The organism is Thiobacillus thiophilus (assembly GCF_055378705.1).
Map to the genome: position 1 here is coordinate 2,778,240 of NZ_AP042404.1, position 15,992 is coordinate 2,794,231.

15 protein-coding genes, 3 tRNA genes and 1 pseudogene are annotated in these 15,992 nt (G+C 64.9%); 8 read left to right on the plus strand and 11 right to left on the minus strand.

The genetic code is table 11. The features are described 5' to 3' along the window. Positions 1-684 (minus strand): YecA/YgfB family protein, encoded by a 684-nt coding sequence (locus tag ACZ41T_RS13915; protein WP_464921972.1) that lies wholly within the window; start codon positions 682-684, stop codon positions 1-3. Between the two features lie 47 nt (positions 685-731). Here ACZ41T_RS13915 and ACZ41T_RS13920 point away from each other — a divergent pair, with 47 nt between their 5' ends. Genes ACZ41T_RS13920 through ACZ41T_RS13930 form a run of 3 tightly spaced genes read left to right on the plus strand, consistent with a single transcriptional unit; the run spans position 732 to position 5,797 of the window. Further along, positions 732-1,415 (plus strand): energy-coupling factor ABC transporter permease, encoded by a 684-nt coding sequence (locus ACZ41T_RS13920; protein ID WP_464921973.1) that lies wholly within the window; start codon positions 732-734, stop codon positions 1,413-1,415. A 24-nt stretch (positions 1,416-1,439) separates the two neighbouring features. Beyond that, positions 1,440-5,210: an ATP-dependent RNA helicase HrpA gene (gene hrpA, locus ACZ41T_RS13925; protein ID WP_464921974.1), complete on the plus strand. Its 3,771-nt coding sequence runs from the start codon at positions 1,440-1,442 to the stop codon at positions 5,208-5,210. A 14-nt stretch (positions 5,211-5,224) separates the two neighbouring features. Continuing rightward, on the plus strand, positions 5,225-5,797 hold the full coding sequence (locus tag ACZ41T_RS13930; protein ID WP_464921975.1) for a CDP-alcohol phosphatidyltransferase family protein: 573 nt from the start codon (positions 5,225-5,227) through the stop codon (positions 5,795-5,797). Positions 5,798-5,803: 6 nt separating this feature from the next. Here ACZ41T_RS13930 and ACZ41T_RS13935 read toward each other — a convergent pair whose 3' ends face one another. Both ACZ41T_RS13935 and ACZ41T_RS13940 read right to left on the minus strand, forming a co-directional pair. Next, positions 5,804-7,015, minus strand: a complete 1,212-nt coding sequence (locus tag ACZ41T_RS13935; protein WP_464921976.1) for a diguanylate cyclase domain-containing protein — start codon at positions 7,013-7,015, stop codon at positions 5,804-5,806. 144 nt (positions 7,016-7,159) lie between these two features. Continuing rightward, entirely contained in the window at positions 7,160-7,726 is a 567-nt protein-coding gene (locus ACZ41T_RS13940) for a peroxiredoxin (RefSeq protein ID WP_464921977.1), read from the minus strand. Between the two features lie 78 nt (positions 7,727-7,804). Here ACZ41T_RS13940 and ACZ41T_RS13945 point away from each other — a divergent pair. The 5 genes and pseudogenes from ACZ41T_RS13945 to ACZ41T_RS13965 all read left to right on the plus strand — a co-directional run. Next, positions 7,805-7,880 (plus strand) — tRNA-Arg (locus ACZ41T_RS13945). A gap of 580 nt (positions 7,881-8,460) precedes the next feature. Continuing rightward, positions 8,461-8,538, plus strand: a complete 78-nt coding sequence (locus ACZ41T_RS13950; RefSeq protein ID WP_464923986.1) for a hypothetical protein — start codon at positions 8,461-8,463, stop codon at positions 8,536-8,538. A 246-nt stretch (positions 8,539-8,784) separates the two neighbouring features. Then, positions 8,785-9,099, plus strand: a complete 315-nt coding sequence (locus ACZ41T_RS13955; RefSeq protein ID WP_464921978.1) for a type II toxin-antitoxin system Phd/YefM family antitoxin — start codon at positions 8,785-8,787, stop codon at positions 9,097-9,099. 16 nt (positions 9,100-9,115) lie between these two features. Continuing rightward, complete coding sequence (locus tag ACZ41T_RS13960) at positions 9,116-9,535, plus strand: putative toxin-antitoxin system toxin component, PIN family (protein ID WP_464921979.1); 420 nt, start codon at positions 9,116-9,118, stop codon at positions 9,533-9,535. A 148-nt stretch (positions 9,536-9,683) separates the two neighbouring features. Beyond that, positions 9,684-10,088, plus strand: a pseudogene (locus ACZ41T_RS13965) (type I restriction-modification enzyme R subunit C-terminal domain-containing protein); the annotation flags it as partial. A 153-nt stretch (positions 10,089-10,241) separates the two neighbouring features. Here ACZ41T_RS13965 and ACZ41T_RS13970 read toward each other — a convergent pair. From ACZ41T_RS13970 to ACZ41T_RS14005, 8 genes are all read right to left on the minus strand, one after another. Beyond that, positions 10,242-10,317: transfer RNA gene (locus ACZ41T_RS13970), tRNA-Glu, on the minus strand. Positions 10,318-10,363: 46 nt separating this feature from the next. Next, positions 10,364-10,549: a hypothetical protein gene (locus tag ACZ41T_RS13975; RefSeq protein ID WP_464921980.1), complete on the minus strand. Its 186-nt coding sequence runs from the start codon at positions 10,547-10,549 to the stop codon at positions 10,364-10,366. A gap of 17 nt (positions 10,550-10,566) precedes the next feature. Then, a tRNA-Ala gene (locus ACZ41T_RS13980) sits at positions 10,567-10,642 on the minus strand. A gap of 45 nt (positions 10,643-10,687) precedes the next feature. Continuing rightward, on the minus strand, positions 10,688-12,070 hold the full coding sequence (locus tag ACZ41T_RS13985) for an FAD-binding oxidoreductase (RefSeq protein WP_464921981.1): 1,383 nt from the start codon (positions 12,068-12,070) through the stop codon (positions 10,688-10,690). A 17-nt stretch (positions 12,071-12,087) separates the two neighbouring features. Continuing rightward, the gene (locus tag ACZ41T_RS13990; RefSeq protein WP_464921982.1) at positions 12,088-12,507 is read right to left on the minus strand and encodes an SseB family protein; all 420 of its coding nucleotides are present in this window, start codon (positions 12,505-12,507) and stop codon (positions 12,088-12,090) included. 65 nt (positions 12,508-12,572) lie between these two features. Further along, the gene (ald, locus tag ACZ41T_RS13995; RefSeq protein WP_464921983.1) at positions 12,573-13,658 is read right to left on the minus strand and encodes an alanine dehydrogenase; all 1,086 of its coding nucleotides are present in this window, start codon (positions 13,656-13,658) and stop codon (positions 12,573-12,575) included. 69 nt (positions 13,659-13,727) lie between these two features. Next, a complete protein-coding gene (locus ACZ41T_RS14000; RefSeq protein ID WP_464921984.1) occupies positions 13,728-14,975 on the minus strand; it encodes a TIGR03790 family protein in 1,248 nt (415 codons plus the stop codon). A gap of 5 nt (positions 14,976-14,980) precedes the next feature. After that, positions 14,981-15,991, minus strand: a complete 1,011-nt coding sequence (locus ACZ41T_RS14005) for a quinone-dependent dihydroorotate dehydrogenase (RefSeq protein WP_464921985.1) — start codon at positions 15,989-15,991, stop codon at positions 14,981-14,983. Position 15,992: the final 1 nt, after the last annotated feature.

Consider the following 15,992-nt stretch of genomic DNA (forward strand, 5'->3'; position numbering starts at 1 on the left):
TCAGGCGCGCGGGGCGTGGCCGCGGTCGAGCCAGAATTCGCGCAGTTCGTAGGCGCCCCAGAGGGCGAGGGCAAGGTGGTCTTCGCGGCGGACGGCCAGTTCCTCGGCGCTGAGTTCGTCGAGCGGCGCGGCCAGCACGTAAAACGGGTCGAGCACCTCGTCGACGAAGGCTTCGTCCTTGCTGCCGACGGGCAACGTCCAGTCGTCTTCCCAGTGTTCCACCGCCAGCAGGAAGCCGGCGGCCCACAGCTGGGCATAGGGCGGGATGCCGGCTTCCTTCAATTGCCCGGCCTCGGCTGGCGGCAGTTCGGCCAGCAGGCCGTCCCAGTCCATGACCAGCGGCGACAGCGCCTTGGGGTCGCTCAGGTTTTCGATCGGCGCGGCGAGTGCGCGGGCGATCTCGTTGCGGCGGCGCTTGAACAGCGCCAGGAAGCGCGTCTGGTCGGCCGCATCCTCGAACACCGTGGCGAGGCCGTCAGGGCGATCGAGCAGCACCGGGAAATATTCCTCGGGCGGGATCGCGCGCGGGCCGCACACCAGCGCGGCGATGAAGCCGTCGAGGCTTTCCAGCGAGACCGACACGTCGGTGTGCTCGCCGATGAGGTCGACCAGGTCGGCCAGCGCGTCGATCTCGGCGTCGCCGAGCGGGGTATTGGGGGATTTTGAAACAGGGGTGGCGGACATGGCTGAGACTCGAAGAAAGGGGGCGGCGCATCGCGTAAAATCCACCCATGAATTTTACCGCGTCGGGCCTGTCCGCATCACTGTTGCCCGCATCCTTTTATCTGATCGGCTGGCTGGGGCTGGCGTGGCTGGCCTGGCGCTGGCTGATGTCGGGCGACTGGCGCCGCCTCACCGAGCCGTCGCGGTTGAACCTGTTTCTTGCCGCCACGGTGGCGGTGCTGGCGCTGTGGCAGATCCGCACCGGCATCAAGCCGGGGCTGAGCTTCCATTTTTACGGTGTGGCGGTGCTGACGCTGATGTTCGGCTTCTGGCGCGCCACCTTTGCCGGCGCCCTGATCCTGCTGGCGAACGCGGCCTACGGGCGCGGCAGCTGGAACGCGCTGGGCTTCGATGTGCTGCTGGTGGCGGCGCTGCCCGCGGCGGTGAGCTGGGGCCTTTTCCGCCTGCTGGAACGGCGCTTGCCGGACCATTTCTTTATTTACGTGCTGGGCAACGGCTTCTTCGGCGCGGCGCTTTCGGTGGCGGCAATCGGCCTCGCCACCACCGCAGTCATGGCCCTGGCCGGCGCCTATTCGCTCGACTATCTGCTTTCCTACTACACGCCTTACGCCACCTTGCTGATCGGTTGGGCCGAAGCATTCATCACCGGTATGGCGATCACCATGATGGCGGTGTATCGCCCGGCCTGGCTGGAGACTTTCGATGACGCACGGTATATCCGGAACAAGTAATTTTTTTCATCCGCTTTTTGAATTTTGAGCCCACCCTTACGCATCACCTACCCCGACCTGCCGGTTAGCGCGCGCCGCGACGACATCCTTGCCGCGCTCAAGGCCAACCGCGTGCTGATCCTGTGCGGCGAGACCGGCTCGGGCAAGACCACGCAGATTCCCAAGATGTGCCTGGAGGCGCGGCTTGGATCAGAGGCGGTGCGCGCGGGGAAATTCATCGGCTGCACCCAGCCGCGCCGTATAGCCGCGCGCGCGGTGGCGGCGCGCATCGCGCAGGAACTCGGCGGCGAGCTCGGCGGCGTGGTCGGCTACAAGGTGCGCTTCACCGACAAGGTGCGCCACGACACTGCGATCAAGGTGATGACCGACGGCATCCTGCTGGCCGAAAGCCAGGGTGATCCGCTGCTCTCGCGCTACGACACGATCATCATCGACGAGGCGCACGAGCGCAGCCTCAACATCGATTTCCTGCTTGGCTACCTGAAGACGCTGGTCGAGAAGCGCAGCGACCTGCGCGTGGTGATCACCTCGGCCACCATCGACGCCGAGCGCTTCTCCAAGCACTTCAACGACGCGCCGATGATCGAGGTGTCGGGGCGCACCTATCCGGTGGAAATCCGCTGGCGGCCGATCGAACGCGAGGAGCCGACCGCGCCGGCCAAGGGCGAGCGTGAGAAAAAAGACAAGGACGCCCCCGACCAGATCGCCGCCATTCTCGACGCCACCGACGAACTGGCGCGGCTCGGCGCCGGCGATATCCTGGTGTTCCTGCCGGGCGAGCGCGAGATCCGCGACACCGCCGAGGCGCTGCGGAAACACCACCCGCCCGGCACCGAAATCCTGCCGCTGTTTTCCCGCCTGTCGGTCGCCGAGCAGGATGCGATTTTCAAGCCTACCAATGCGCTGCGGCGTATCGTTCTGGCGACCAACGTGGCCGAGACCTCGCTCACCGTCCCGGGCATCCGCTACGTGATCGATCCCGGTACCGCGCGGGTGAAGCGCTATTCGGCGCGCAACAAGGTCGAGCAACTCCTGATCGAGAAAGTGTCGCAGGCGTCGGCCAACCAGCGCGCCGGGCGCTGCGGCCGGGTCGCCGACGGCGTCTGCATCCGCCTCTACGACGAGGCGGATTTTGGTAACCGCCCGCGCTTCACCGACCCCGAGCTGCTGCGCTCGTCGCTGGCCGGCGTCATCCTGCGCATGAAGTCGCTCGGCCTGGGCGACGTGGTCGGCTTCCCCTTCATCGACCCGCCGAGCTCAAGGCTGGTCACTGACGGCTACCAGCTGCTGGCTGAACTGCACGCACTCGACGAAGCCGGGCAGCTCACCGCGATCGGCAAGAAGCTGGGCAAGCTGCCGCTCGACCCGCGTATCGCCCGCATGTTATTGGCGGCCGAACAGCAGCGTTGCGTGCGCGAGGTGCTGATCATCGCCAGCGCCCTGTCGGTGCAGGACCCGCGCGACCGCCCGATGGAGCGCGCGCAGGCGGCCGACGAAAAGCACAAGCTGTTCGCCGACGAGCGTTCCGACTTCATGGGCTGGCTCAAGCTGTGGCACTGGTACGAGGAGCAGGTGCGGCACAAGAAGACCAACCGCCAGCTGCAGACGTTGCTGCAGGACCATTTCCTGTCGCCGCGGCGGATGCGCGAATGGCGCGATATTCATGGCCAGCTGCACGCGCAGATGAGCGAGCTGGGTTTGCGCGAGAACGAGAAGGACGCCGGCTACGACACGATCCACCAAGCGCTACTTACGGGCCTGTTAGGCAACATCGGCTTCAAGTCGGACGACGCCAAAAGTCGGCCCCGGCCGGGCGAGGGCAATTACCAGGGCGCGCGCGGCATCAAGCTGTCGATCCATCCCGGCTCGGCGCTGGCGAAAAAGGCACCTAAATGGATCATGGCCGCTGAGCTCACCGACACCGGCCGGCTGCTCGCGCGCACCGTCGCCGAGGTTCGGCCGGAATGGATCGAGATCGCCGGTCGCCACCTGCTCACGCACATGTTCATCGAGCCGCACTGGGAAAAGGACGGCGCGCGCGCGGTGGCGTTCGAGCGCGTGAGCCTGTACGGCATCACCCTGGTGCCGCGGCGCAGGATCCACTACGGCCCGATCGATCCGGTGCTGTCGCGCGAGCTGTTTATCCGCGGCGCGCTGGTGGCCGGCGAATACGACACGAAAGCGCCGTGGTTCGCCCACAACCGCGCGCTCATTCAGGAAATCGAGGAGCTCGAACACAAGGCGCGCAAATCCGGCGTGTGGCTGGACGAGGAACGCATCTTCCGCGTGTTCGACGCGCGCATCCCGGCCGATCTCCACAATGGCGCGGCGTTCGAGAAATGGCGTGCGGAGGCCGAGGCGGCCGATCCGAAAGTCCTGTTCCTCAAGCGCGAGGACATTCTCGGCGAGGCGCTCGGCGCCGACCACACGCTGTTCCCAGAGACCATGACGGTCGACGGCGTGGCGTGCAGGCTCAAGTATCGCTTCGAGCCCGGCCACGTGCTCGATGGCGTGACGCTGCAGTTGCCGCTGTACCTGCTCAACCGCATCGAGCCGGCACAGGTCGACTGGCTGGTGCCCGGCCTCATTCGCGAAAAGCTCACCCTGCTCCTGAAGTCCCTGCCGAAGGACAAGCGGCGCCCGCTGATTCCGCTGCCCGACACGGTGACGGCGTTCCTTTCGGTGGCGAAGCCGGGCGAACAGACGCTGACCGCCGCGCTCGCGGCCATCATCCATAGGAAAACCGGCGCCGACATCCATCCCGACGAGTGGAAAGGCGAGCTGCCGGCCCACCTGCAGATGAACGTGAGCGTGATCGACGACAGCGGGCAGGAGCTCGCCGGCGGCCGCGATCTTGCCGCGCTGCGTCAGCAGCTCGGGGGCGCCGCGCGCATCACCTACGGCGGCGGCGCCGAGGACAGCGAGTTCGAGCGCACCGGCCTTGTCGAATGGAATTTCGGCGACCTGCCTGAGCAGGTGAAATTCAAGCGCGGCGGACGCGAGCTGATCGGCTACCCTGCGCTGGTCGACAACGGCGAATCCGTCGACCTGCGCCTGCTCGACGCGGCCGACGTGGCTGAGATGGAGACCCGCCGCGGCGTGGTGCGTCTGTTGCGGATCGCGCTTGCCGCCCAGTTCAAGCAGCTCGACAAGGACCTCGCCCGCGAAACCGCGCTGGCGCTGAAATACCGCGGCTTCGGCAGTCCCGAACAGCTGCGCGCCGCGCTCATCGATGCCATCGCTACGCGCGCGCTGCTGGGCGACGACGACACCCCGCGCGACGCGAAGGCCTTCGCCAAGCAGAAGGAGCGCGCCAAACCGAAAATTTCAGTGGTGAAACAGGCGCTGCTGCGCGACGTCGCGGAAATCCTCGACCTGTATGCGCAGGTGGCGGCGCGTCTTGCCGCCAAGCCGCAGTTCACCGCCGCGATGCGCGACGAAACCGCGCACCTCGCCGCACTGGTGCCGGCCAGCTTCATCACCGCTACGCCGTGGACGCACCTGAAAGGCCTGCCGCGTTACCTGCGCGGCATCCTCAAACGGCTGGAGAAGCTGCCCGCCGCCGAGCAGCGCGATTCGCGCGGCATGGCCGGTGTGCTGACGCTGCAGAACAAGTACCTGGCGCGACGCGCGCAGGTGAAGGGCGAGGCCCCCGCTGCGCTGGAGGACTTCCGCTGGCAGCTGGAGGAACTGCGTATTTCCCTGTTCGCCCAGGAACTGAAAACGCCGTACCCGGTATCGGCCAAGCGGCTCGACAAACTGTGGAACGAGCTTGCCAGACAGCCCCTGTATTAAGTAGCGTTCCGCTTATGAGCGAGCGCGTACTCAACCTGCCGAACGCCATCACCCTGCTGCGGATCGTCGCGGTGCCGGTGGTGGGCTGGCTGATCCTGCAGCAGCGCTGGGAAACGGCCTGCTGGCTGTTTCTCGCCGCTGCAGTGTCGGATGGCATCGACGGCCTGCTGGCGCGCTGGCTCGATCAGCTGACCCAGGTCGGTGCCGCGCTCGACACCGTCGCCGACAAGGCGCTGGGCCTGGTGACGCTGGTGATGCTGACGCAGGCGGGCGCGATCCCGTTGTGGGTGACGCTGGCGATCCTGCTGCGCGACAGCGTCATCGTGCTGGGCGCGCTGAGCTACCGCGGGCTGGCCGGGCATCTTGAGATCCACCCGACGTGGCTCGGCAAGACGCACATATTCGCCGAATTTACGCTGCTGGCGCTGGTGCTGGGCGGGCTGGCCGGTCTGCTGGCGCTGGACGACTGGCGCTTGCCGTTATTCGTGACGGTGTTCGTCATCGCCGTGGCCTCCGGCGTGCAGTATGTGTGGATCTGGAGTGCCAAGGTGCGTCGCGAGCGCGCGGCCCGCCACAGGCCGCGCTGACGCGCTTCACTGAAACGGCAGGCGGTGCTGCTGCACCGGTTCGCAGCCGGATTTGACCCGGTACATGGCGGCGTCGGCGGCATGAATCAAAGCGTCTTCGTCGGTGCCGTCGTCGGGGTACAGCGCCTGGCCGATGCTCGCGGCAATGTCCACATCGAGTCCGTAGAAACGCGTGTCCGCATTCAGCGCCTGCTCGATCTTGTGCGCGGCGGCGAGGCAATCCTGCCGTCCCTGCACCGCTTCCAGCAACACCACGAACTCGTCGCCCCCCAGACGCGCAACCGAATCGGAGTCGCGAATGCTGGCGGTGAGGCGTTTCGCCACTTCGGTCAGTACAGCGTCGCCCACACGGTGACCATGTCGATCGTTGATCTCCTTGAAGCGGTCCAGGTCCACATACAGAATGCCCACCTTGCCGCCGTAGCGATGGGCGTGGCGCACCGCCTGTTGCAACCGGTCGTAAAATAGCCGCCGATTGGCCAGCCCGGTGAGCGGATCGTGCGTGGCTTCCTCACGCAGCGCCACGCGCGAGCGCTCAAGCTCCATCATCTGTTCACGTATCAGCTGTGACCTCAGTCTCGCTGTCCGCAGCGTGCGCCAGGCGATCAGCAGCGCCAGGGCAATCGCCGCAATACCGAATACCAGCGTGAATAAGAAGGCATACTGGTAGGTTTGCTGCGCCTGCTGCTGGGCGGTCAGGTTGGCCTGTTGATACAGATTGCGCATGTCGGCCAGCTGCTGGTTGAAGGCTTCCTGGACGGGAATGGCTTCCAGCATCAGCATCCGGCGCGCATCTGTGCTGTGTTCGGCGCTGAGCAGATCGGTTACCCGTCCCTGTATCGATTCAATGTCGTTGATCAGGCGGGTCTGGGCATCAAAGCTGCGTTGCTCGTCTGTGGTAAAACCCATCTGGCGCAGCGCGTTGCGTCCGCTTCCCACCAGGAAGCCGGCGCGGATGAATTCCTGGAAATAGGCATCGCGTTCAAACGGATCGCTGGCCAGCGCCATGCGGTACAGGCTGTCGGTGCGGAGGTGCGCCGCCGCCTGGGTTTGAGCGATGATATTGATCTTGCGGTTATGGTGCTCGACCACCGTATGGATCTGCGAGCCCAGCGTCTGCAACTGCAGCAGACCGTTTAAAGTCAGCCCGCAAATCAGGGCGATCAACACGACGAAAGCTGTGCCAGTGGTGAGGGGCAATGCACGTTGTAGTGGCATGAGCGCTTTTGATCAGATCATTTCTTAAGGTTCTTTCATCGTTATTTGTTGGTGTTGGCCAGCCCTGTGGAGGGGCTTCATCAGAGGGAGCAAGACATGACTTCAACAACCAACAGTGACATAGCATTTTTTGAATTTAGTCCATTATTTGACCGGAGGCAGGGCTTGCCGTGCCGTCCGTTGCAGAGCCCGCAGGGTTCGGGCCACTTCCTGCACGTGACCTGCCGGGTCGATCTTGTCGAAGCAAGCCGCGATGCGGCCATCCGGCGCGATGATGAAAGTACGGCGGCACGCAAAGCACACGACGCCCAGATTCAGCAGGCTGTCATACGCGGCGGCGGTCTGTCCGTCGGGGTCCGACAGCAGCGGAAACGGCAGCTGGTATTTGTGGGCGAAATTGGCATGCGAGCGGATGTCGTCGACGCTGATCCCGATCACCGCCGCGTCGAGTTCGCGCAGGATTCCGATGTCGTCGCGAAAGCGGCAGGCCTCACGGGTGCAGCCCGGCGTGTCGTCCCGGGGATAGAAATACAGCACCAGCCAGCGCCCGGCGTAATCGCCCAGACGATGGGTCTGGCCGTTCTGGTCCGGCAAGGCGAAGCCCGGTGCCGCGCTGCTTTCCGTTCGCGGCATCCCCGGCCGCAGCATCCACAGCACCGCACTCGCCACCAGCAACAGCACCGCCAATCCGCCCAGCATCAGTTTCAGCATGTGTGCTCTCCCAACGCGCATCATAGCGGGCCGGCGCGGCTCGGTAATCCATGCGTGATTCGGTACAATGCGCCCCACGCCCCGGTAGCTCAGTGGATAGAGCAACCCCCTCCTAAGGGGTAGGCCACACGTTCGATTCGTGTTCGGGGCGCCACAAGAACACAATAGCCCGGCCCGTTCCCGTCCTGTGAACGCCATTGCGGCCAATCTTCCCGGTTCGGCGACTGCCCAATGTTCGAACAAGCCTTCAAAAACATCGACGACGTGCTGTGGAAAGAAGCCGGTTGCGCCAGCGAGCTGGGTGGGCTACACCGAGCAAACTTCCTGGCTCTTGTTCCTGAAATTTCTCGACGGCCTGGAACAGGACAAGGCGATGGTGGCCGGACTGAGGGTAAAAATACGCCTTCATCCTCGACGCGCCCTACCGCTGGGAAAGCTGGGCAGCGCCCAAAGACCAGGACGGCAAGCTCGACCACAATGCCGCGCTCACCGGCGACGACCTGCGCGATTTCGTCGACCGCAAGCTGTTCCCCTACCTGCACGGGTTCAAGCAGAAAGCCGACGGCCCCAACACGCTCGAATACAAGATCGGCGAAATCTTCGGCGAGATCAAAAACAAGATCCACAGCGGCTACAACCTGCGCGAGATCGTCAACCACATCGATGAACTGCGCTTCCGCTCGCAGACCGAAAAACATGAGCTTTCCCACCTGTACGAAGCCAAGATCAAGAACATGGGCAACGCCGGGCGCAACGGCGGCGAGTACTACACCCCGCGCCCGCTGATCCGCGCTATCGTCCAGGTCACCTAGCCCAGAATCGGTGAGCGCATTTACGATGGCGCGGTCGGCAGCAGCCCAAAGCTCGATGTGCTCGACCCAGAAACCCAACGCCTCGAATCCCTCTACCAGCGCAAGCTCGCCGCCCTCGACGCCCTGAAGCAATCCCTGCTGCACCAGTCTTTCAGCGGCCAGCTCTGAAGCGCTTGACTACAGCTTTCCTGCATTTGGCGCGAGAAACCCCAACAGGCCACGTCGTTACCGAACGAAACGCTCAAATTGACCAAATCGAACGATTCGGCTAAATTGAGCTTGTTGATTCAGCCGGAAGGAATGTCCGCCATGCAAACCTACACAGCCAATGAAGCCAAGACCCGTTTTGGTGAATTTCTCGACCGCGTACAGCGCGAGCCGGTGCGGGTGATGCGTCACGACCGGGTGGTGGGCGTGATGGTGAGTGCGGAAGATTACGAGGCGATGCGTGCGTTTTATGCCAATCGCTTGTTGCAAAACATGGACAAAACGGCCGAAACCGCCGAGCGCGCTGGTCTGACCCCTGAAAAACTAAACGCGTTGCTGGCGGATGAGAGCTGAACCCGCCCGGCGGATCGTGATCGACACCAATGTCTGGATCAGCGGTTTTTTGACCCAAACCGGCGTGCCTGCGATCTTGTCCCGCTGGGTCGTCCAGAACGCCCAGCCAGTATTCAGCCCCGACACGTTTGCCGAGCTTAAAGAACGCTTGTGGCGGCCCAAGTTTGATCGCTATCTGGCCATGGATGACCGAAAACGGCTGTTGCGAGACCTCGATGCCATCGCCTATTGGGTGAATGTTCCGCCGGCGATCAGCGAGAAAGCCTACTGTCGCGACAAGGACGACGACAAATTCATCCACGCGGCGCTGGCCGCCCAGGTTTCCTTGCTGGTGACGGGCGACGACGATTTGCTTTGCCTGCATCCGCTGAATGGGCTGCGCATCCTGACACCGCGCGCGGCACTGGATGAACTTTTCCCGCAGGCCAGCCAATAAATGAAGCCGACTGCCCATGAACGAAGCCGAAACCCGCGCCGAACACATCGACCCTCTGCTTGCGGCGGCGGGCTGGGGCGTGGTCGAAGGCAGTCGCATTCGCCGTGAGTATCCGATCACGCTTGGCCGTATCGAGGGCGGGGGCAAACGTGGCAAGCTGCTGGAGGGGCTGGCCGAGAAAGGATTCGGCAGGGATCAACTGACTGAAATGCAGAAGATCATCGACGCGGAGAAAAGCGACCTGTTCGACGTGCTGGCGCACGTGGCCTATGCCCTGGCGCCGCTCACCCGCGAGGCGCGTGCCGCGCAGGCGCACGACAGCATCGGCGCGCACTTCAACAGCAAACAGCAGGGTTTCCTCGATTTCGTGCTTTCGCACTACGTCAGCGTTGGCGTGGAGGAACTCGACCAGGCGAAGCTGGCGCCGCAGCTGCGCCTGAAATACCACGACTCGATTACCGGTGCCGTGGCCGACCTCGGCAAACCCGAAGAGATCGGGCGGGTATTTGCGGGCTTTCAGAAATATCGCTACCAGCTCTCGGCGATGGTCTGACTGCCGATCGAAAATAGCCAGCTGGTGCGCGGCGCACAAAATAAAATAGCGGCTTCGGCCCGCTATGATTTTTTGCATCATTTTTTATTACAACTGAGTTTTTTATCGCAGTCCGGAAAAGACTGGATATTAAGCACCTTACCGAATGTAAGGTGGCGTCCCCACGGGGATTCGAACCCCGGTACCTACCGTGAAAGGGTAGTGTCCTAGGCCTCTAGACGATGGGGACCCGGACGACGGTGTGAACCGTCATTTTTACTACACGACTTGCGCCGTCAACGTTTATTGGAAAGCTGTGTCAGGGTGACGCCGAGAAACAATCCGACGAAACCCAATGGTACCAGTGAGAGCCAGACTTCGGCGTTCTCGCTGCCATTCAGCATCTTCCAAAATCCAACAACCAGTCCGACGACACTCAGTATCAACCCCAGCAGCGTGGTGATGACGCCAAGCTTGTGCATCGGTACATCCTGTAAGTTGGTGGAGGTAAGCGGGATCGAACCGCTGACCTCTTGCATGCCATGCAAGCGCTCTCCCAGCTGAGCTATACCCCCAACGAAGCCGCGCATTCTATAGATGCCTTGCGTTCTTGTAAAGCTTCAATCGGGAAAAAGTTTGCCCGGGTTGAGCAGGCCGTGCGGATCGAATTGCTGCTTGATGCTGCGCATGATGGCCAGCGTGGCCGGTTCGATTTCCAGCGGGACGAAACGGCGCTTTTCGGTGCCGATGCCGTGTTCGCCCGACAGGGTGCCGCCCAGTGCCAGCACGCGCAGCAGGATGGCTTCGTGCGCCAGGCGGGCGCGTTCCATTTCGTCGGCGTCGTCGGGATGCACCATCAGGTTGACGTGCAGGTTGCCGTTGCCGGCGTGGCCGAACGAAACCACCGCCAAATTTTGCGCCTGCGCGGTGTGGTCGATGAAGTCGACGAAGTCGGCGAGCTGCGATACCGGCACCACCACGTCCTCGTTGATTTTGAGCGGGGCGATCTGCTTGACCGCGTGCGACAGCGATTTGCGCGCGGCCCACAGTTGCGCGATGGCGTCGCGCTCGAAGCCGCTCCTGATTTCGAGCAGGCCGGCGCCGTCGAGTGCCTGCTTCAGCGCGGCGATCTGGCGCGGCAGGTCCTCTGCGGCGCCGTCGGCCTCGACCATCAGCAGTGCCCGGGTGTCGGGCGGCAGGTCGTCCGCCGTGCCGGTCGGGCGGATGGCGTCGATCGAACGGTGATCCATGAATTCGAGCGCGCAGGGCACGATGGACTGGTGCATGACGCGGCTGACCGCATCGAGCGCGTCGCGGGTGCTGGCGAAACATACGCGCAGGGTGGCGACGGCTTCCGGCGCGGGCAGCAGCTTCAGGGTGGCTTCGGTGATGAGCGCGAGGGTGCCGCCGGAGCCGACCAGCAGGCGGGTCAGGTCGTAGCCGGTGACGCCCTTGGTGGTGCGGCAGCCGGTGCGGATTTCGCGGCCGTCGCCGGTGACGGCGCGCAGCCCCAGCACGTAATCGCGGGTGACACCGTATTTGACGGCACGCGGCCCGCCGGCGTTCATCGCGAGGTTGCCGCCGATGCGGCAATACGCGCTGCTGCCGGGGTCGGGCGGGTAGAACAGGCCGGCGCTGCGCGCGATGCGCTCGATGTCGTCGGTGACTACACCGGCCTCCACCACGATGAGACGGTTGGCGGGGTCGAATTCGAGCACGCGCCGCATGCATTCGAAGCTGACGACCACGCTGCCGGGCGCGGGCAGGGCACCGCCGACGTTGCCGGAGCCGGCGCCGCGCAGGGTCAGCGCAACGCGGTGTTCGAGGGCGATGCGCGCCAGTGCCACCACATCGTCGTGCGACGAAGGGAACAGCACGGCGTCGGGTTCGACCCGGCGCGGAGTTTCGTCGCAGGCGTAGCGCGCGCGGGTGGCGGCATCGTCGAACACGCGTTCGTTACCGAGGGCGGAACGGAAGGCGGCAAGTGCGCGATCGGGCAGCATGGCGTGGGCAGCGGGGGTCAGACCGGGTGTTCGGGGGGAAGCTGTGCGAGCAACTGGCCGACCATGTCGGCGTCGAGATCCATGCCGATGTCCCAGCCTGGATTGAGCGCGATCGGTACGCCGCCGCCGATGCGGCGCAGCAGCCAGGAAAACTCGGTCAGCAGGCCGCCCGAAAAGTCGGGATAGTGCTCGGCAAACGGCTTGGCGCGCTCGGGACTGGTGAAGACGACCAGCACGCGCTCGCCGTCCTCGTCCTCGATGATCAGCGGCTCGGCCTGGGTCGAGCGCTGGAAGCCCTGGATGGGGTTCTTTTCGTCGCGTACCGGCATGAACAGCTGCTGGCTCATCAGTTGCAGCACGAAGGTTTCGGGGTCGAGCGTGCCGGCGTGGACGGCGGCGAGCTGTTCTTCCAGTGCATTGTGGGGGGTGAAATTCATGGTCTTGGGAATGGATCGGAGATGACGATCAGTGTAGCGCAAGCCGCGGGGGGTACGACAGTGCCCTACATGCCGAATCCAAGATCCTGCGCCAGCCCGGCGTGGGTGATTTTTCCGGCGTGGACCTGCAGGCCTTGTTTGAGCCCGGCATCGGCGTCCAGCGCGGCGAGGCCCTGTGCTGCAAGCGCCTGCACGTAGGGCAGGGTGGCGTGGGTGAGCGCCTCGGTGGCGGTGCGGGCGACGGCACCGGGCATGTTGGTGACGCAGTAGTGGACGATGCCTTCGGCCACGAAGAACGGGTTGCTGTGGGTGGTGGGGCGCGAGGTTTCCGCGATGCCGCCCTGGTCGATGGCGACGTCCACCAGCACCGAGCCCGGCGACATCCGCTGCAGCGATTGGCGGTCGATCAGACGCGGCGTATGGCGGCCGGGAATTTGCGCGGCGCCGATGACGATGTCGGCGTGCGCCAGGCTGTCGGCGATCGCGTTCGCTGAAGAAAACCGCGTTTCAATTTGCGCACCGAACAGCGCTTCGGCGCGGGCGAGCTTGTCGGCCTGGTGGTCGATCAGGGTGACGCGCGCGCCCATCCCGGCGGCGCTGCGCACGGCGCTCATGCCGACCACGCCGGCGCCGATGATGAGCACGTGCGCGGGGGGGACGCCGGGCATCCCGCAGATCAGCTTGCCGCTGCCGCCGTGCGAGGTGAGCAGCCCCAGCGCGCCCATCTGCGGCGCCAGCCGCCCGGCGATGTCGGACATCGGCTGCAGCAGCGGCAGGCCGCCGGCGGGCCGGGTCACGGTTTCGTAGGCAATCGCCGTCACGCTCCGCGTCATCAGTTCACGCGCCAGTTCCGGCGCGGCGGCCAGATGCAGGTAGCAGAAGAGCAACTGCCCGTTGTGCAGCAGAGCCAGTTCGGCCGGTTGGGGCTCCTTCACCTTGACGACCAGATCGGCGACGAAGGCTTCGGCAGGTGTTGCGACGATGGCCGCACCGGCGGCGCGGTAGGCCTCGTCGCCAAACCCCGCTGCGGCGCCCGCGCCGGCTTCGATACTGACAGCATGGCCGGCCTGGGTCAGGTCGCGCGCGCCCTCGGGGGTGAGCGCCACCCGGTATTCGTGATTCTTGATTTCCTTGGGTATGCCGATGTGCATGACGAGCCTCGCGAGGGATGGATAGTCCGTAGCATAACCAAAGCCGCTACGCGCCAGAAGTGCGGCGACCTATTGCGCCGGCGCCGGATCGGCGCGGCGCTCGAAGCGGTAATACGCGGACGGAATGCGATCGATCTTGATCTCGCGCGTACCCCAAGCGACCGGCAGGCGAGCGACGTTGCGATAGGGGCCCATCATCGACGGCGCGGCCTGCACGTCGTAGAGCCCGGGGGCAAGCAGGCGCGCCGAGAGGGCCACGCCGCCGTCGTGGGAGGGGAGGGCGATGCCGGCAAACGGGCGCGCCAGCGGCTCGCCGATGAAGAGGCCCTGCCCCGGCATCCGCACGCTTTTCCAGTAGGCCTCGATCAGGGTTTCGCCTTGCAGGTAGTGCGTCATGACGACGGCGGGGGCCGGAAACTTGGCCGGATAGTTGCACGGCTCGACCACCGCGCCATAGCTGCCGGTGGCACCCGCCTGCAGCCAGGCGAGGCTGCTCATCTGGCCGCTGCCAAACAGGTCGCCGCCGGCCGAGGTGAGGTGGTCGCCGATGGCGCCGGGCAGGAAGGTGTTGCTGTCGAGCGAGGGCACGTGGGTCAGCCCGGTGAAGTAGAACATCACGTCGGGCATGTTTTCGAGCGCGTTGGTTTCGACGATTTCGGTGGGAATGATGCGCTGCATCCGGGTGCGCAATGCATCGTAGCCGGCCGCGCGCACGTTGCGTGCCTTGTCGGTCGTGCTGACGAGATAGGCGGTGCCGGCCGGGTTGCTGCCGTCGGACGCGATGCCGCGGTCGATCAGTGCTTTCGCTTCGGCCACGCTGGCGGCGGCCAGGCTCATGGTCGGGCGGATTTTGTGGATATCGAAGGGACGCGCCACGTCGCTGTTGAAATACGGACTGGGCCGGGTCGGTTTGCAGCTGCTGGCGCAAAAGGTGGGGTCGAAGCCGAAGGCGAAGGCGGTGGTGATCGACATGCAGCCGACGCGGTACGGCTGCGCCCAGGTCAGCGCGTAGGCCTGAACCTGTTTGGGGGTCTTGCGGTCGACGCGGCGCTTGAGGTTGACGAATTCCTCGCGCGTAAGTGTGCTGCGCCCCGGCTTGAATCGCACGTGAATCAGGTTGGCGGCGGGAATGCCGCGCCTGTCGCGGTAATAGGCAGCGATGGCGACGCTGTCGGGGTCGTCGTCGTTGACGATCACGCCCAACTGGTCGGTGCTGAGGGCAGGCTGCGGAAAGTGGGTGACGACCGGTTCGGGCGGCGCGGCGTGTGCCGCAGCCTGCATCAGCAGCGCTGCGAAAAGGCCGCGCAGAAATACCATGCCCATTATGCGAGGGACTGCACGCATTCGTGCACCAGCGCCGGGCCGCGATAGATCAGGCCGGTGTACAGCTGCACCAGCGAGGCGCCGGCGGCGATTTTTTCCTGCGCGTCGGCGCCGGAAAGAATCCCGCCGACGCCGATGATCGGCACTTCGTTTTTGAGGTGGTGCGCCAGCGCGCGGATCACGCGGGTGGATGCCGCGCGCACCGGCGCGCCGGACAGTCCGCCGGCTTCTCCGGCATTTGGCAGGCCGGCGACGGCGTCGCGCGCGAGGGTGGTGTTGGTGGCGATCACCGCGTCGATGCGGTGCATTATCAGCAGCGCGGCAATCGCAGCGACCTGCGCGTCGTCGAGATCGGGCGCGATCTTCAGCGCGATCGGCACGTATTTGCCGTGGCGCTGCGCGAGCTCGGACTGCCGCAGCTTGATCGCGGAGAGCAGCGCGTCGAGCGCCTCGTCCTTCTGCAGTTCGCGCAGGCCCTGCGTGTTGGGCGAGGAGATGTTCACCGTGACGTAGCGGGCGTGTGCGTAGACGGCATCGAGGCAGGTCAGGTAATCGTCCACCGCCTGCTCGTTCGGCGTGTCCTTGTTCTTGCCGATGTTGATGCCGAGCACGCCGGTGAATCCGCTGGCCTCGACGTTCCTCACCAGCTTGTCGACACCGAGATTGTTGAAGCCCATGCGGTTGATGATCGCTTCCGCTTGCGGCAGGCGGAACATGCGCGGTTGCGGGTTGCCCGGCTGCGGCCGCGGCGTCACCGTGCCGATCTCGATGAAGCCGAAACCGAGTGCCGCCAGCGCGTCGATGTACGCGCCGTCCTTGTCGAGGCCGGCCGCGAGACCCACCGGGTTGGGGAAGTCGATGCCCATCACCTGCACCGGTTTGCCGGTGGCGCACGGCAGCAGGCTCAGCAGGCCGAGGCGATGCGCGAGGTCGAGGCTGGCGAGGGTGAAGCGGTGCGCGTCTTCGGGGTCGAGCGAGAAGAGGGCGGGACGGAGCAGCGGATAGAGCATG